Here is a 16421-nt window from a genome sequence, read left to right on the forward strand (position 1 = left end):
GCGCACGCCCGCGCTGCTGCCCCGGTCGCCGCTGGCCGGTCTGCTGATCGATGTTCCAGCCGAACTTCGACGTGATCACGACCTCGTCGCGGAACGGCACGATGGCCTCGCCCAGAATCCGCTCGCATTCATGCGGGCCGTAGGCTTCGGCGGTGTCGAAGAACGTGATGCCCCTGTCGAACGCCACGCGGTTTGCGACCAGGTCATGTTCCGGTGGTGGATGGCCTGTGATTCAGGGCGGAGGGGTGCCGGTCACTGCGGTCAGCGCCGCAGTCGCCCTGGGCCATCCGGCGTAGAAGGCCACGTGGGTCAACGCCTCCACGACCTGCGCGCGCGTGAGGCCACTGGCGACGCCACGCTGCACATACGGCTGGAGTTGGTCATGCGCACCCATACCGGCGAGTGCGGCGATCGTGACCAGACTTCGATCGCGGACACTCAGGTCGCCGCGTCGCCAGAGGTCGTCGAACACGACCTCGCTGGTGAGCTGTGCGAACTTCCGGGCGGTCGCCGCCACGGCATCGCTCACGCCTTCGCGCCGTGACGTCTTTGCACCGGCGGTAGCGGTACGAGCCGCGGCGTCGGCAAGCGCCTGCGTATCGACGTTGCGAGCGGTGTACACCTGCTCGTACGCCTCGAGCGCCGAGACCGCATTCGGCCATCCGGAGTAGATCGCCAGATGGGCGAGCACGCCTGATGCCTCCGACGGCCGCAGGCCGTTGTCCAGCGCCCGCCCCAGGTGCCCGGTCAACTGGGCCGACTTTCCCGTGGCGATGAGCACCGAAATCGTCACGAGACTCCGGTCGCGCGGCGACAGCTCGGTACGCCGCCACACGTCGCCGAACAACACTTCGTCGGTCAGCCGTGCGAGCCCAGGCGCGAGTCGTTGTTGCCGGGGTCCGGACGGTCGCATCGTGCCCTGCGCCGGCGCGCCGCGTTGCGCCTGCGGGGCCGCGTGGTACTGCTCGTCGGTTACCGGCTCCATCCACTGCACGGTCGTGCCGTTCTGGTGCTCGCTGACGGCGATGTGGGTCATGGACGCGCGCGGTGACGCCCCATGCCAGTGCTTCTGGCCGGCCGGGATTCTGACGACGTCGCCCGTGCGGATCTCCTGGACGCCATCACCCCATTGCTGGACTCGGCCGACGCCGGCGGTCACGATCAGCACCTGGCCGCGCGGATGCGCGTGCCACGCGGTGCGGGCGCCGGCCTCGAACGTGACCGTTCCGCCACTGGCATGTGAGGGGTCGGCCGCCTCGAACAGCATCTCGACGCGCACCGCACCCGTGAAGTTCTCTGTCGGTCCTGGCCGGACGGCGCGAGAGCCGCCGCGCGTGATGTCCACCGTCTGTGCCTCCGCCGACGCCGACGCAAGCAGCGCCGTCGCCGTGACGATCAATACCGGGAGATTCATGGATGCTCCGATCGTTGCCTCAGCCGGATCTCGGGCTGCTGCGATCAGCGGCCGAGTGTGCGCGCGAAGAACGGCGTCAGCTTGCCCATGGCGGCCTCGACATACTCGGGCACCCAATAGGTCTCGATGTGTGTTGCGCCATCGATCGTGAACAGTTCCTTGTCCTTCGTGCCGGTCGCCTTGTGGAACGCGTCCTCGGTCATGTACAGGCTGTCGGCCTTGCTGCCGGCCATCATGAGGAGCGGCTGGTCGATCAGGGCGATCTGATCGGTGGCATCCCACCGCATCAGGTCCAGCAGGCTGCTCATGGTGTACCTGAAAGTCGAGCACGCGTGCGCGTGGGTCCGCCAATAGTACTGGTACCCCTGCCGATACATCTCGAAGGGCAGAACCGCGATCTGCGCATCCGTCATGTCGGCATCACCGGCATACGAGACCGGACCACCCGCCATCTCCCGGGCGCGAGCCTCCGACGCCTGCCGCAGACGTTCCTGGATCGTGTCCAGTTGTGAATCTGCGAAGCCGTTCCGCCGCACTCGCCCGGAGTTGAACATGCTCAACGTCGCTACCGACGTGAAGCGCTTGTCGGTCTTGGCCGCAGCCAGCGCGTAGCCGCCACCGCCGCAGATGCCGAGCACGCCCAGGCGCGTCCCATCGGCGCCAGGGTACCTGGTGATGAAGTCCGCCATGCCGTGGATGTCCTCGATGCGATAGGCAGGCTTGTCGACGTTGCGCGGCGCGCCACCGCTGCCGCCCTGATACGCGGCATCCGCGGTGATCGTGATGTAGCCCTCCGCGGCGAGGCGCTGGGCATACAGCCCCGCGACCTGTTCCTTGACTCCGCCGTTCGGATGCGCGACGACGACTGCAGGATATGTCCGCTGCGGGTCGTGGTTGGCCGGGGTGTAGACGTTGCCGACGATGTCCAGGCCGGTCAGCTTGTAGGTGACGGGACGGATGTTGACCTTGCCTGGCTCGTTCGTCGCGATGGCATCGCGATACACCAGGGTCCACGGATTCTGTGTCGACGTGCGTGCGTTGGCGGTCGCGTTGGTCATGGCTCGAACTCCTGGTACTGCACCCGAGAGCACCAGCGCGGAGGCTCCGAGGAACTTGCGTCGGCTCGTGTTGATGGCGTGAGCGGTCATGACAGCTTCTTTCCGGCAAGGAACTGCGACACCAGATCGGCGATCTGCACGTTGTTCAGGTCGGACATCAGGACGTGCGTGTTGCTGCGGATGCCGACATCAGGAAGATGCACGAGTTGGGCATCGCCGCCATGCCTGTTCACGATGTCGACCCAGAGCCTGGCCATCGCGAGCCGCACCCGCCAGTTGTCCTGTCCGCGGGCCGTGGGCGGCTCGACCGGAAAGTTGTCGCCGTAGTGAATGGCGATCGGGATGCGGGTGAGCTTCTCGCCCGGATGACCAGCGCCGACGCGTCGCGGGCGGTGCGTGCCGCGCCTGGTGGCGCGCAGCCCGCCGTCATCGATGGCAAGGCGAGCGCGATGGCGAGGCTGGACATCTGGTGTGTCACGGAGGGTTCCTTCGTGTGCGCTGACGCTCGTGTCGCTGTCGCGCCCGTCCAGCATAACCAGCCGCACCGCGTCCGAGTAGACCGTCAGACGTGGATGGGGATGTGAATGTCATTCATCAATGCAGTTCCACAACCTGAACGTCCCTCACCTCAGTCCTCACGGTGGCGGACGAGCGGAGCTTCACGAAGGCGGCGAAACGGCTGGGCGTGTCTCGGTCCGCGCTGAGCCATGCCGTCCGCGGCCTGGAGGAACGTCTTGGCGTGCAGTTGCTGGCGCGCACGACGCGCAGCGTGGCACCGACAGATGTCGCACGCACCCGCAGAGGGCTGCAGTCGATTGTGTGTGCGTCGATGGCGGTGCCGGCGGACGTGATGATGCGCGGGCCGCGTCGCGGCATCGTCGGTCGCGCCGGCGCAGGCGTCGATCGGGGACATGCTCAGCGGCCCGTGAGGTGATCCCATTGCGCGCCGGCCTGCTCGACGGCGGCGGCAACATCCTGCGCCAGCATGTAGCGGTCGGCAACGAGCCGGGTGCAGGCCGTTTCGATGCGCGCCAGGTAGGCGCGGCGATCCGGGTAGCGTTCTTCGATTGACGGCCGCGGGTCGCCCGACGCCAATCGCTCCGCCCTGGTACGCGCAAACGGCAGGAACGAGCCCACCATGCTGAGGAGTTCATCGGGTGCGCCGATGTCGGGCCGTCGGAGATTCCAACCCGTGTGCGACGCGAGCGGCACCTGGATGATGGGCAGGCGGATTCCCGCGATCTCGTTGCCGTCGCCAGGATCCACTTGCGGCACCTTGTTGACGAAGGGCGTGCCGAGCCGCGGTGGTTCGAAGGCGATGATGCCCTTGGTCACGAACTCCGGGCCGAAATCGAGACGGTCGGCGTGGTGCATGCGCTGCGGCACGGCCACTCCGGGTATCTTCGGGAAGCGCAGGTCCTTCAGCGCCACGAGCGTCCCGTCGGCAACCGTCGGATAGCGCGATGCCGGTGGTTCGACGCCCGTCTGAAGCCACTCCTGCATGCCCACCAGGAGCGCACGCATCGCGTAGCGGAAGTCATGTGCGTTGCCAGGGTTCTGGCCCGCTCCCGCAGTCGGTGGGAAGCGGCCGGGTCCGTGCTGACTGCCCGCGAGCAGGTAGATGCGGGTACTCGGATCGGGGGCAACGTCGCGTGCCCCGTCCAGCGTGGTGTGAATGAGCGAGGCGGCGCGCCCGTAGTACTCGTACGACGAGTTGGTCTGGAAAATCCGCGGCACCACCTTGGCGGCCTTCACACGCGTCAGGAGCCCGTCGGTGCGCCCGGTCTCCGGGTCGGTCTGCTCGACATCGCTGAACGGGAAGACATCGGTCGGGTAGAAGAAGTTGAAGTGCGGACGCGCGTCACGCGAGGGCTGCGCGAAGCGATGATTGAAGCTGCCACGCCCGCCGCCGGCCACGTGCGCCCATACGCCATCGAACGCCTGGCGTCCGCGCTCGTCGGCGTTGAACCCCTGGTAGAGGAACATCCGCAGGAATCGTCCGGTCTGCGACGAGCCGAAACCAATGGTCCGCGCGTATCGCGGCCAGTCACTGCCCGTGCGGCCGGCGAGCACGCCGGCGCTTCCGTACTTCAGGAACGACACGAAGTCGCGCACGGCAGCCAGGCCGAGCCCGACCACGACGGGGTTCTCGGCCGGATAGACGATCTCGTAGATCTTTCCTGCCTCGAATCCGGATGCCATGAAGACGTGCGCGCGGCTCGGCACCGGCTTACCGTCGACCTCGCGGGCAAACTGCCAGCGATCGCGCGGGATCACCTCGCGCGGGTCGTTACGGCGGGCACGCACCGTGAGCCGGATGCCGGGGTCATCCGGGTCGGCCACCTCATAGGGCCGGTGCGTCCGGTCGGCGACATGGAAGCTGAGGCTCTTCACGTTGGGGACGAAGTCGGACCGCACCCACCCTCTGATGGGCTTACCGTCCTGCGTGGCCACCGGCGCGTGGAACCGCAGCAGGTGCGGGTTGGGCGGCGTGCCGGGCTTGACGCTCGTGTACACCGTCTCGAGATGGTCGGCGACGTCAGCCTGCCATCCGACCCACGCCAGCGTGTAACCACGTTCCATGAGGAAGCCGTCGCCGAAGTGCTCCGGCGTGCGCGGATCGAGTGACGTGCGGGCCATGCTGAACGTGTCCAGCAGACCTTTGCGGCCCCGGTTGCCGACCTCGAAGAGCACCGTGCCGTTCCCCTTGGCCGGGTCCACGGGACGCAGAACGTACAGATCGGACGAGGACTCGACGCGCCCGTCGGCGTTGCGCGGCGCGAGGCCGGCGTCGACGATCGCCCGGTTGGCCGGCAGATCCGGGTCGATCGCGAAGTGAATCCTGCCGACCACACGCTCATAGGGGCCGACGGCACCGAACGCGCGTCCGTCCAGGACCGGTTCCCGCTTGATGATCTCGACTCTGACGACTTCTGCGTCGGCCGGGTGTGCGGCACACAGGGCGATTCCCAGGCCGATCGTCAGCCGCCAATTGCGAATCCTCACGTCCATCCTCCTCACCTGTCGGCCGCACCCCTGGCGACGACAGCAGGTTTCAACACCAGCGTATGGGCCGCGGCCTGCTCGACGGCCGTGCGCGAGTACCGCAGCGGAAAGTACTGCCCCCTGGACCACGGCTCCCGCAGGTTGCCGTAGTACGGGCTGCCCGGCTGCGCCGACTGCCCCGGCGTGTTGGTCACGCGCGAGTCGTCGAGATTGGAGAAATCGATGATCTCGCGGAACGTCGCGCCTGTGGAGGCCACCGTGTCGCCGCCGCCGTCCCGCTCCACGCCTGGCAGATCGTAGGCGCTCACGAGTGGGTGCGGGAACTCGCTCCGATGCAGGCGCCCCCACCGCCATTCGCGCCTGTCGGCGCCGAGCGTCCTGGTGAGCGTGTCCACCGCCTTCTCGAGTGCCGTCCGAGCCGCCGACGTGCGTGCCACGGTCGGAGAGGCGAGAGCGAGGTTCCGCACCGCCTCGCCGACACCGCCGCGGCCAGGGTCGCCGTCCACCTCCAGCGCGTCCGGATCCAGATGGCGGCGCCAGGTGTTGTGGATCGCCGCCGCGGCGCTGCCGGCCACGTAGCGACCATCCCACGCCAGCATCGTCTGGCGCGCCCACTCGACGTCCTCCCGCCCGGACGTCCACGTCCGCAGGAACGCCTTCTCGGCCTCGAGATATGGCCAAGTCGTGTCGTGCTGGACGCGCTCGAAGTCCTTCGGACCGAGCCGGGTGCTCCCGCCGAGGACCTGATTGAGACGATCCCAGCGCACGTACGGCCCGCGCTTGAAGAAGAGCGGGGGATAGTACCCGGCGGGCATGATGTTGTGATTGGCCGTCGCGATCCAGCCACGAGCCGGGTTGAACTCGTACGGCAGGTCGTCGCGGAAGCCGTTCCATCGGTAGGCGCCCGTCCCTGGTACGGGCATCCGGCCGTACCAGCCGCCCTCGCGGCGGGGCGTGAGGCTCGACGCGTGCCACGCGATGTTGCCCTCGACATCGCCGCAGATCATGTTCTCGGACGGCGCCAGGTAGTGGCGCTGATGTGTAAGGAACTCTCGACAGGTTGGCGTGATCGATGCCTGGTTCAGGCGCAGCGCGCCGAGATACTCGGCGGTCCCGGGTTCTTGCAGCGTCGAACGCAACGCGTACGCGCGGTGATTCACGAGGTCTTCGTAGAAGATGGGCCCGTGCCGACTGTACTTGCGTTCAATCGTCCGGTCCGCGCCGCCGCGCACCGCGATGGTGTCGGCAACAACACGCAAGGGGTACCACTCGCCCTGCCATCTGGCCTGGCCCGGATCGGCCGGGTTCAGTTCCTCCACGAACACATCGTCGTAGTCGGTGCCGACGATCGTCAGCCCCCAGCCGACCCGCCCGTTGTGGCCGATCGCCACCCCGGGAATCGCCGGCTCGGTCGCCCCGATGACGTCCCACCCCGGGGCGACGAGGTGGACGATGTAGCGCAGCGAGGGGTTGGCGACCTGCCGGTGCGGATCGTTGGCGAGCAGCACGGCGCCACTGGCGGTGTGCGTACCGCGGAACACCCAGTTGTTGCTGCCCGGTGCGTGCTCGGGCGTGCCCATGTCCAGCGAGGCGACGGCGCCGGGCGCACCGCGGTAGGCGTCGAGCAACGGCGGCCGCGGGAACGGCACGACGGGCAGGACGCCTTGGAGAGCGTCAAGAACCGACGGCGAGAGGATCGAGAGGTCGAGCCCCCGCGGAACCGTCAGCGGAATGTCGGGGTCCTGCCGCGCGCGCCGGCTGGCCTGGTCCACACCGAGGCGCGCCACATCGAGGGCGAACCGGAGTTCCGTGCGCGCGCTCGTCAGCGAGCGCGCCGGTACGCGCAGGACGACATCGCGGATGGTCCATGGCTCCGGCGTGATGCCCGTCAACACGAACTCGACCGGCAGGTTGCCGCGATGGGCGTCGATGTAGGCGTTCACGCCGCTGGCAAACGCGGTGAAGATGCGCCGCGCTTCCGGGTGATAGCTGGCAAACTCGCGGTCGTCCCACGGTCCCTGGTACTGGACGAGCCGCAGCAGGCGGTCGTGCGCGACCGCCTGCTCGCCGAGGATCTCCGCCAGCCGGCCGCCGTTGTAGCGACGCCACAGCTCCATCTGCCAGAGGCGGTCCTGCGCCTGGACGTAGCCCTGGGCGAAGAACAGGTCGTCGGTATTCGCCGCGTAGATGTGCGGCACGCCCCACGTGTCGCGGATGATCTCGACCGGTGCGCGGAGACCAGCAACCGTCTCGCTGCCGTCGATCCGGCTGAGCGACTGCCGTGCCAGCGCATCGAAGGAGGGCGGGGCCGGTGCCTGCCCCGCCACCCGCGACCACAGCAGGACGGGCACCAGCACCAGCAGTGCGACGATGCTTCGCGGCATGGTCGTTCCTGTGCCTCAGAAGTTGAACCTGATACCCAGTTCCGCCGTGCGCATGTCGAGGGCCGAGGTGATTCGTCCGAAATTGGCCGCGCCGAGCGTGGTGTTGGGCGCCCCCCAGTTCACCTCGTTGAACACGTTGAGGATCTGCGCCTGCGCCGTGAGGCGATAGCGGCCGGCGAACGCGAACGTCTTCATGATCGAGAGATCCGTTCGACTGTAGCCAGGCCCGCGCAGCATGTTCCGTGGGGCGTTGCCGAACGTGTACTGCGCGGGCATCGCGAAGGCCGCCGGATCGATGCAGTCGACAAGTCCCAGGCCTGAGGGATTCGGCCGGCAGTTCAGACTCACGTCGCGCAGGACGTCGGGCCGCTGGTTGGGGCTGCCGACATTGGCCCGGTCGCCCTGGATGACGACGTTGAGCGGCGTGCCGCTCTGGAAGGTCGCTACGCCGCTGACCTGCCAGCCGCCGGCAAGGGTACGCACCCACGCGGAGTCGGAATCCCTGAAGAACGGCAATTCGTAGATGCCGCTGATGACCAGGCGATGGGGGACATCCCACGACGCCGGCCCGTAGTCGCTCCAGATGTCGTAGTTGTTCACGATGCGGCCGCCGGCGTTGGAGTGGTCGGCCATGTCGCGCGTGCGCGACCAGGTGTAGTGGGCGTTGAGCGCGAGGCCGGCGGTCATGCGACGCCGGACCACCGCGGTGACCGCGTCGTAGTCGGACACGAGGTCGTTCTCGATCACGCGAATCTCGCGGAACAGCTGGTTGGGGCGCCTTGGGTCGATGGCGCCAGGACCCGGCAGGGGCGTGTTCGCGTAGTAGCTGCGATCCAGGTGAGTGGTCCGCGAGGCGAGGTACTGGAGTTCGACCACGGTGGCCTTGAACAGTTCGTGCTGCACGTCGACGCTCCACTGGTTCTTGCGGGCGTTCGGAAGGTCGCGGTTCGGGGTCACCATATTGGGCGGCCCCGCCGGGCCGACGACACCGGTGGGCTGGCTCAGGCTCATCGTCGGGTTGGCCGGGTCGTTGGTGTAGGTGGTTCGCGCCGCCAGCGGGGGGTTGTTGGTGAGGAACGTGAACGAGTTCATCTGGTTGGGGTTGGAGTAGATGCCCCACCCGGCTCGCAGGACGGTCTTGTCCGACAGGCGGTACGTCGCGCCGATGCGCGGCGCGATGTCGGTCTTGTTCGGCTCGTGGAACTCGAAGCCTGGTGACGGTAGTGTCGCCGGGATGATCTGCGTGCGGGTGTCGTCCAGTTCGGTGGCGTATCCGGAGTAGGTCTGGACGGGCGTATTCAGTTCGTAGCGGAGACCCAGGCTCAGCGTCACCTTCGGTCCGATCTGCCACACGTCGTTGACGAACAGGCCATTGCGCCAGCCGCCGACGTGCCCGGGAATCTGGTCCGACGATGTGACGACGGTGCGCGGCAGTCCGAGCATGAAGTCGGCCATCGAGTAGCCGGTCATGTCGCCGTTGAACGTGAAGCTGCCGCGCGGCGTGTTGGCGGCGCGCCGGCCGGTCTCGAGACGTCTGAGGTCGAACCCGGCGCGGATGTTGTGGGTGCCGCGGGTGTACGACAGGACGTTGGCCACCTGGAAGGTCTTGTCGAACTGGAACCAGTTGGTGCCGCCGGCGCCGAGGCCGCTGAAGGCGGTCGGGGAGAACGAGGGAATGCCCGAGTTGCCGTACACCACGTCGGCGTCGAATCCCGGTATGCCGAGGGCGGCTCCAGAGCCGGTGACGCCGTTGACGTAGTCGGCATTGACGGTGCTGAAATCGAGATCGTGATAGCCGATGCGGAAATCGTTGTGCAGATTCGTGCTGAGCGTGTGCGTGTAGGACGCCAGCCAGTTCTTGTTGACCCTGGGCTGGAACACGGCGACGCTCGCGATGGGCGATGGCGTCAGGACCTCGTCGCTCTCCATCCAGTTGTAGCGGAACGACAGGCGGATACGGTTGCCGAGGTTCTGATCGACCCGGGTGATGACCTGATTGTGCGAGTCGTTGTCGAGCGCCGGTCCCTGGTAGTTGGCCGCGGTCCCAGGCAGGTTGGCGCGTGGATAGAAGTCCATCAGTTCGAGGGCGATGGGCGACAGCATCGACGACGGGATGACGTTGCCCGGGAACGGCTGGCGCGTGAACGGATTGCGGATCGGCGTGGCGATCTCCGAGAAGTCGCCACGGCGCATCCGATCGGTCGGCACCGAGATGATGGGACTGGTCTGCCCCTTCTGGCGGACGCCTTCGACGGCAGCCATGAAGAAGGTGCGATTGCGTCCGTCGTAGAACGGCAGGACCACCGGGCCGTCGAACTGGACGCCGAACTGATCGCTGCTCTGCGGGTTCTTGGCCACGGCGCGATTGTCGAAGTACCCGCGCGCGTTGAGCGCCTCGCTGCGGTAGTACTCGTAGCCGGTCCCGTGGAACGTGTTGGTGCCGCTCTTGGTCACGACGTTGACGTTCACGCCGAGAAACGAGCCGTACTCGGCCGACGTGCTGCCCGTTTGCACCTGCACTTCCTCGACGGCCGCCTGGATGGGGCGCATGCTGGTCATCGCCAGCAGGTTGGAACTCGAACTGATGCCATCGAGCGTCATGTTGTTCTGGATGTTGCGCTGGCCGGCCCCGCGAAAGCTGTAGCCGATATCGCTCGAGTTGCCGCTCAGGACGCCGGGCGTCGTGCTGGCCAGGGCCCAGACGTTCCTGTCGGCCGTGGGCAACTCGGTGACCGCTCGTGAATCGATCGTCTGTGAGAGTGCCGCGCGGTCGGTGGCCAGGGTGGTCGACGCTCCTTCGACCACCACGGTCTCGGTGAGTGCGCCGACCTCGAGTACGGCATCGCGGCGGACCACCTGGTTGCCTGCAACCTCCACGCCCGTGGCTTGGTACGTCTTGAATCCCTGGAGGGCGACGCTGATCTCGTACCGCCCCAACGCGACATTGGGAATGGTGTACAGCCCCTCGCCGTTGGTGGTCACCTCGTAGGTGTCGCGCGTGCCGACGTTGACGGCGGTCACCGTCGCACCGGGAATCACGGCACCGCCGCTGTCGCGCACGGTCCCCACCAGGCCCGTCTGCGAGGCCAGCTGCGCAAGCGCCCCGGTCGGACACGCGACGCACAGCATCAACACCAAGAGAACTCGAACTCCGGACATCGTGTTGCTCCTTTCATCCGGGGGCGCGGCTGGCGCGACCCGGGTCTGACCGCTCATACTCGTCCGCTCGTCACGCCGACGACGACGCTCTCGATGCCGAGGGCATCGGCAATCCGCCGCAGCGTTCCGGCCCGATGACCCACGCCGAGCGCGAAATGGTGCGTCGGCCCCTCGGCCACCCATTGCTTGAGAAACGTCCGCACGTCGGGCTTGAAGAAGCCGCGCGTGTTGGTGTTGCCCGTCGCCGGGATCGGTCCGGCCACGCTCTCGCCCTCGGCGAGGATGAACTTGAACGTGCCCCGCGCCGTCACGCCGATGCTCAGCATGGTGATCGGGCCTTCGCGGATCTTGAACTCCACGCTGGCACCGCGCCCGGGCTTGCCGTGGTACGCCGCCAGGCTGCGCAGCGAGGGCCGACCCTGCGCGATGTTGATGTGGTGCGGACCGTCGTGCCCGACGAGCACGAAGCCCTCGCGGAAATCGACCGGATGGAACTCCGCGAAGCTGCCGCCGATGTCGATGCGGTCCATCAGCAGCATGGCGATACAGGTCTTGAGGTCGGATTCGCCGCACATCGGGAAGCCAGCCGCCGTGAGCAGGGAGTTGCCCACGATCAAGTTGGTCACGATGTGCCGCAGTTGGCTGCCTGGCTGCCCGGCGTAGTAATAGGCCAGGCCGTCCAGGTCGTGGTGGACCACGAACCGCTCGAGCGTCGCGGCCACGCGCGCGGCCACCTCCAGGTCCTCGTCGGTCAGCCGGCGGGTCAGCGGATCGGCGCCGGGGTCCGGCGTGTCGAACAACGCGAGAATCTCGTCGACCTTGCGACGCACCTCCTCGTCGGTCACCGCCGCGGCCAGCGACAGGAGATCGTCGGCTTCGGTCTGCACGATGTGGCAGCCGAAGGCGGCGGTGAGCGCCGCCTGGTCTGTCTGCATATCGAGCATGTGCTCGATGGGATGGCCGAAGTGCCCGATCCGCGCGGTCCGGACGTCGCGGAGGGCCATCGCTACATCGCACCAGTCGGCAAGGTCGGCCTCGGCCTCGGGGTCGTTCTCGAGCGTCCCGAGAACGACGGGCGGCGGCCGCCGGCCCATGCGGATGGCGACGCCGGTGAACTCCGGGACAGAGCAGAAGTCGTCGTTGGCCAACTGCATGTGCGTCGTCGCACGCGCGTAGTCCAGGGCAGCGAGCGGCTGGAGGGCCACCAGCACGATCGGCACATCGAGGTTGCGAACGATGTTCGCGAAGGTGGCCGACGTCGCATACGTCAACATGTCGCAGAACACGATGTCGAGGTCGGCAGCCTTGAGGCGCGGCAGGACCGCGTACGCGTCCTGCGCCTTGTCGACCATCCCGAAGTTGGTCACGCGGACGCCGCGTCGTTCCAGCCTGGCGACGAGCACGTCCAGCTTCGCGAGCAGTTCCTCGAGCAATCCGGGGAACTGTGCCCAGTAGACGTGGTAGCCGACGCCGAACACGCCGACGTGCGCTCCACGAGGTTTGCGGCGCGGAATGGTCACGGCAAGTGTCCTCGGATATCGTCCGAGGCGACCGACCGCTGGCTGGCGATGACGAGCCACGCGATCGGGTACACCACGGCGGAGATGAGAAAGACGGGCGCGAAGCCGAATCGATCGACGACCGGACCCGTGATGAGATTGGACAGCATGGCGGCCACGCCACCGGCCATGCCGGTCAGGCCGACTGCCGTCGCCACGGCCCCGGATTCCACCGTGTCGGTGATCAGCGTGATGAAGTTGGCGATCCAGATCCCGTGCGCGAGCATGAGCACCGACATCAACGCGATGGCCACGCCAGGACCGTTGGCCACGACGACAAACCAGGAGGCCGGCGTGAACAGCGCCGCCCCCAGCATCCACGCCAGACGCGCTCGTCGCGGCGACCAGCCGCGCTGGACGAGCAGGTCTGACAGGCGCCCGCCGACGATGGTCGACAGGCCGACGGCGAGGAACGGGATCCAGGTCAGTGCGCCGATCTGCGCGAGCGACATGCCACGCTCGCGCGACAGGTACTGGGGAATCCAGAACATGTACAGGTAGAAGACCGGATCGAAGCAGAAGCGGGCCGCGACCAGCCTGGCCACGGCTGGTCGCGCGAGCAGATCACGGAACCGCACGCCGGAGCCTGCCGAAGGCGCGGCATGCACGGATGGCAGCCCGCGCGTGGCCAGCGTCCAGGCGACAAGCCATGCCATACCGAGCACGGCAGTGACGGCGAACGCGCCGCGCCACCCGAGCGTCTCGGCCCACCACGCCGTCAGCGGAGGCGCGAGCACGGCGCCGAACGCGGAACCGCCGTTGGCCACGCCCACGGCCAGCGCACGCCGGTGTGCGGGCATCCATTCGATGGCGCCCTTGGTCGCGCCGGGGAAGCACGCGCCTTCGCCTACGCCGAGCGCAAAGCGCGCGGCCCCGAGGCTCCACGCACCGGTCGCCAGCGCATGCGCGGCACTGGCCAGCGACCACACGCCGACGGCCAACCCCAGGCCGAGACGCGTGCCGAGCGCATCGAGCACGCGACCGCCCACGGCGAACATCACGGTGTAACTGGCGACAAACGCCGTCACGACGCGCGCGTACGTCGTGTTGCTCATCGTGAACTCGTCCACCAGCGTCGGTGCCAGCACGCTGAGCACCTGGCGATCCAGGAAGCTCAATGCCGTGGCACAGAACAGCAGGCCACAGAGGACCCAGGCGCGCGTTGTCGAGGGGAGGGACGCCTCGCTCATGCGCGCGTACCCCGCGTCCCCGATTCGCGGCGCTCGGCCGACGCCAGCGGCGGACCGGCCAGGACCACCACCCCGGCCACCTTCATCGCGCGTGAACGCATTGCGTCACATTCCTCCAGTGACAATCACGGACACGCGTTCACGGGATGAACGCGTCCGCCCCACTCGCACGACGTGCGAACCTCTCGTCAGTAGTCCACGACGGCGGACACGACCAACTCGAGCGTCCGCCTCACTCCGGTCTCGACGTCAGGAGGCGGATCGTGAAACTGATCGTGGGGATGCAACCGCCACGTGGCGCGGCTTCCGTCATACGGCACGTTCTGCGGCAGACCCCGTGCAGTCCATTGGTACTGCGCGTCCACGCCGCCGATCTTCCAGACCACCAGGTCGAGCGAGGGAACGACGTAGAGCCCGTAGCCATTGGTTCCGGACTTGAAGTACGCATCACGCGGGGCGCCAGCCAGGTGCCCGTCCTGGTTCGACGTGAACTGGAAGCTGTACATCGTGTGCGGGTTGTAGGGTGACGGCCTGGACGCGTGCTCGATGAAGCTTGCCGGCACGAGCTGCTGATTGCCCCAGCGTCCCTTGTGGAGCAGCATGTATCCGTAGCGAAGCATGTCCGTTGCCCGCACCGCGACACCGCCACCTCCCGGTGTGTTGGTCTGGGGCGTGCCATCGGCGGATGGCGGCCAGCCCCAGGGGCCCCATTGCATCGGCGTGGCCAGCTTCTCCCGAAGATAGTCCTCCATCAGTTGCCCGGTCACGCCGTGCACGAGGATGGACAGGACGTGGGTTGCCGAGGTGGAGTACACGTACCCGCCACCAGGCGCTGTCCACATCGGCGCACGCAGAGCACGGAGATCCCGGCCGAGCGACGGATCTGCGGCCGGCCCGGGTGCCAACGGGACCGCCTCTGAATCGACGTACCCGAAGCGGGGAACCGTGGGCGGTGCGCCGCCGCTGGCGTACTCGGACATGCCCGAACTCATCGCCAGCAACTGCCCCAGCGTGATATCGGCTTTTCTCGGGTCACTGAGCGGAAAGGCGTCTGGCAGGTACGTCCGCGTGAACACCTTGGTGTCCAGCCCATCGGGTAACCGATCGCGGTGATCTCGCAACATGATGCCGCACGCGATGGCGGTGAACGTCTTCCCGATGGATGCCGTGGACGGTGTGACATCACGAGACGCTCGGCCGAAGTATCGTTCGTAGACGAGCCACCCGCGCCTGATGACCAGCAATCCACCGTGTTGACTCGTCCGCTTCGCGTACTCGAACGCCCCATCGAGCCTGTTGACGTCGATGCCGGCGACCTGTCGCACCTGACCGGGATCTGCCAGCGTTCGCCACCCGCCCGCGCTGTCGGGTGGCGGGTAATAGACCTGAGCCGATACCGGTGCCTGGTCCTCGGAATCGGACACCGTACCGTCGATGCGTCCCGTGATGCCCTGGCCCGGTGACGGCTGGACGGCAAGGCACGAGAGAAGGCCGACGACGACTACCGATCGAATGATCTGTTGGCTGCGCGACAACGCGTCGTGAAACATCATCACTCCTCGAACAATCACACCGGTCACGGGACTGGCAGCGGACGGGTCGGTGCAGGCGTCCCGACGCGTGCCCGCAGCACGCGATCCGATTCGACGTGGGCATCCATCTCGCGCAACTGCTGCGTCTTCAACATCACGCCGATCGGCATGGCCGGGTCGTTGGACCAGAAGACGCCGGTGTCCTCGCGCACGCTGTACTGGTACCCGACCTTGTCGCCATAGATCCGCGTCAGCAGGCGGCCGTTGTCGAGCCGGTCCTGCCAATGCAGCACCGCATACGCCAGATCGATCTCCTGCACGAGCACGGGGTCCGCCGTCGTCTGCGCCGCCACCTGCCCGGCGGGATTGAAGATGGTCGCGTTGTCGCGCGGCGTCGCGGTCACCACCCAGTAGCGATATCGCTCGGCGAATCCCGCGGGGCGGATCGTCTGCGGACTGGCGCTCGGGATGACGACGATCTCTGCCCCACCCGCTGCCACCGCTGCGAACCCGTCGTCATAACTCATGTCCCAGCAGATCTGGACGGCAACCTTGCCGAAGTCCGCCGTGAACACCGGAAAGGTCCGGCCGGGCGTGATGCCGTTCTCGAGCTGGTCGCTCCCCAGTCGGCCGACCGGATGTACCTTGTCGTACACGCCGACGAGCGCGCCCGCGCGATCGAGGACGGCGGCGCTGTTGGTGTAGTGGCCGTCGACCGCGCGAATCAGCGGCACGACGAGATACGTCCGGTGCGCGCGCGCCATCGCGGCCATCCGGGTCAGCACCACGCCCTCGAGGGCGACGGCCTTGTCGGCCGCCGTCGCGTCGCGGCCCCGCTTGTCGGTCTGAATCGCGTGTTCGGGCAGCACGACGAGGTCGAGCCTGCCACCGTGGCCGTGCCGGGCCCGATCCGCGGCAGCGGCGATGACCTCTTCGGCCTGCGACAGCCGGGCGTCCAACACCCCGGTGAAGTGCTTCATCACCGTGGCCACCACGACCTTCCGCGGCGCGTCAGCGCTCCGGGGCGGCGTCGCCGGCCCGCGATGCTGGGCCGACGCCAGCGGCAGACCAGCGAGCAGTACCACCCCCGCCATCGTCATCACCCGTGAACGCATCGCG

At 67.5% G+C, this 16421-nt stretch carries 9 protein-coding genes and 3 pseudogenes; 1 reads left to right on the forward strand and 11 read right to left on the reverse strand.

Annotated elements, in window-relative coordinates:
* Positions 1–19 precede the first annotated feature (19 nt).
* The 4 genes and pseudogenes from IT182_19560 to IT182_19575 form a co-directional block, all read right to left on the reverse strand.
* Positions 20–232 (reverse strand): annotated as a pseudogene (locus IT182_19560) (aldo/keto reductase).
* A complete protein-coding gene (locus tag IT182_19565; protein MCC6165550.1) occupies positions 233–1414 on the reverse strand; it encodes a carboxymuconolactone decarboxylase family protein in 1182 nt (393 codons plus the stop codon).
* Positions 1415–1458: 44 nt separating this feature from the next.
* A complete protein-coding gene (locus IT182_19570) occupies positions 1459–2562 on the reverse strand; it encodes an alpha/beta hydrolase (protein ID MCC6165551.1) in 1104 nt (367 codons plus the stop codon).
* Positions 2559–2831 (reverse strand): annotated as a pseudogene (locus tag IT182_19575) (alpha/beta hydrolase). Before IT182_19575 ends, IT182_19570 begins: the two are co-directional and overlap by 4 nt.
* A 281-nt stretch (positions 2832–3112) precedes the next feature.
* Between IT182_19575 and IT182_19580 the strand changes: the two are divergent.
* Positions 3113–3256: pseudogene (locus IT182_19580) on the forward strand (LysR family transcriptional regulator).
* A 131-nt stretch (positions 3257–3387) separates the two neighbouring features.
* Here IT182_19580 and IT182_19585 read toward each other — a convergent pair.
* The 7 genes from IT182_19585 to IT182_19615 form a co-directional block, all read right to left on the reverse strand.
* On the reverse strand, positions 3388–5478 hold the full coding sequence (locus tag IT182_19585) for a hypothetical protein (protein ID MCC6165552.1): 2091 nt from the start codon (positions 5476–5478) through the stop codon (positions 3388–3390).
* An 11-nt stretch (positions 5479–5489) separates the two neighbouring features.
* Positions 5490–7862: a penicillin acylase family protein gene (locus IT182_19590; GenBank protein MCC6165553.1), complete on the reverse strand. Its 2373-nt coding sequence runs from the start codon at positions 7860–7862 to the stop codon at positions 5490–5492.
* Positions 7863–7877: 15 nt separating this feature from the next.
* Positions 7878–11021: a TonB-dependent receptor gene (locus tag IT182_19595; protein ID MCC6165554.1), complete on the reverse strand. Its 3144-nt coding sequence runs from the start codon at positions 11019–11021 to the stop codon at positions 7878–7880.
* A 53-nt stretch (positions 11022–11074) separates the two neighbouring features.
* Positions 11075–12541, reverse strand: coding sequence for an L-fucose/L-arabinose isomerase family protein (locus IT182_19600; GenBank protein MCC6165555.1), 1467 nt, complete (start codon positions 12539–12541; stop codon positions 11075–11077).
* The gene (locus tag IT182_19605; protein ID MCC6165556.1) at positions 12538–13770 is read right to left on the reverse strand and encodes an MFS transporter; all 1233 of its coding nucleotides are present in this window, start codon (positions 13768–13770) and stop codon (positions 12538–12540) included. The genes IT182_19600 and IT182_19605 overlap by 4 nt, the downstream gene beginning before the upstream one ends.
* 188 nt (positions 13771–13958) lie before the next feature.
* Positions 13959–15320, reverse strand: a complete 1362-nt coding sequence (locus IT182_19610) for a serine hydrolase (protein ID MCC6165557.1) — start codon at positions 15318–15320, stop codon at positions 13959–13961.
* A 26-nt stretch (positions 15321–15346) separates the two neighbouring features.
* Positions 15347–16417 (reverse strand): carbon-nitrogen hydrolase family protein, encoded by a 1071-nt coding sequence (locus tag IT182_19615; GenBank protein ID MCC6165558.1) that lies wholly within the window; start codon positions 16415–16417, stop codon positions 15347–15349.
* Between the last annotated feature and the right edge of the window lie 4 nt (positions 16418–16421).

This window comes from Acidobacteriota bacterium (assembly GCA_020845575.1).
Classification (GTDB): domain Bacteria; phylum Acidobacteriota; class Vicinamibacteria; order Vicinamibacterales; family Vicinamibacteraceae; genus Luteitalea.

Coding starts and splice junctions, on each gene's coding strand:
- IT182_19595 (MCC6165554.1), bottom strand. CDS start 11,021: ATGTCCGGAGTTCGAGTTCTCTTGGTGTTGATGCTGTGCGTCGCGTGT.
- IT182_19605 (MCC6165556.1), bottom strand. CDS start 13,770: ATGAGCGAGGCGTCCCTCCCCTCGACAACGCGCGCCTGGGTCCTCTGT.
- IT182_19615 (MCC6165558.1), bottom strand. CDS start 16,417: ATGCGTTCACGGGTGATGACGATGGCGGGGGTGGTACTGCTCGCTGGT.
- IT182_19610 (MCC6165557.1), bottom strand. CDS start 15,320: ATGTTTCACGACGCGTTGTCGCGCAGCCAACAGATCATTCGATCGGTA.
- IT182_19570 (MCC6165551.1), bottom strand. CDS start 2,562: ATGACCGCTCACGCCATCAACACGAGCCGACGCAAGTTCCTCGGAGCC.
- IT182_19565 (MCC6165550.1), bottom strand. CDS start 1,414: ATGAATCTCCCGGTATTGATCGTCACGGCGACGGCGCTGCTTGCGTCG.
- IT182_19590 (MCC6165553.1), bottom strand. CDS start 7,862: ATGCCGCGAAGCATCGTCGCACTGCTGGTGCTGGTGCCCGTCCTGCTG.